Origin of the sequence: Lysinibacillus mangiferihumi (genome assembly GCF_003049665.1) — a bacterium.
Taxonomy (GTDB): domain Bacteria; phylum Bacillota; class Bacilli; order Bacillales_A; family Planococcaceae; genus Lysinibacillus; species Lysinibacillus mangiferihumi.
In genome coordinates this window covers 1-636 of the sequence record NZ_PYWM01000115.1, presented here as the reverse complement: position 1 = coordinate 636, position 636 = coordinate 1, and the positions used below count along the sequence as shown (strand labels likewise).

Sequence of the window (636 nt, the reverse complement as noted above, 5' to 3'; positions counted from 1 at the left end):
TACTGATTACAAGTCAGTTGCTCTACCTGCTGAGCTAAACCGGCAATATGGTGGAGGATGACGGGCTCGAACCGCCGACCCTCTGCTTGTAAGGCAGATGCTCTCCCAGCTGAGCTAATCCTCCTGGCTATTATGCCTAGCGACGTCCTACTCTCACAGGGGGAAGCCCCCAACTACCATCGGCGCTAAAGAGCTTAACTTCCGTGTTCGGTATGGGAACGGGTGTGACCTCTTTGCCATCATCACTAGACTATATTCGACCTCCAATACACGGCGTATTACTGCGTCAGCTTCTCTCGTTCAATCAGTCACGTAAAAAGGTACGCTCCTTCAATCACTCGTTTGCTTCCTTGTTCTACTTGTGTCTTGAAGCTCTCACAGCTTTCAATATACATCGTATTTCTTTGTCAGCTTCATTCGTTCAGTCAGTCACGTACAGATGTACGCTCCTTCCTTCTCTCAATTGCTTCCGCGAACTACTCGTATCTTGAAACCCTTTTATGAAAGAGTTGTTCTTTCAAAACTGGATAAACGGTTCATTGAATGTTTCAAACTTTTTGGTTAAGTCCTCGATCGATTAGTATTCGTCAGCTCCATGTGTCACCACACTTCCACCTCGAACCTATCTACCTCATC

At 46.5% G+C, this 636-nt stretch carries 1 tRNA gene and 1 rRNA gene; both read right to left on the bottom strand.

Annotated features, from left to right (window positions below):
• Positions 1–48 precede the first annotated feature (48 nt).
• Positions 49–124, bottom strand: a tRNA-Val gene (locus C9J37_RS27845).
• Between the two features lie 10 nt (positions 125–134).
• Positions 135–250 (bottom strand): 5S ribosomal RNA (rrf, locus tag C9J37_RS27840).
• Positions 251–636: the final 386 nt, after the last annotated feature.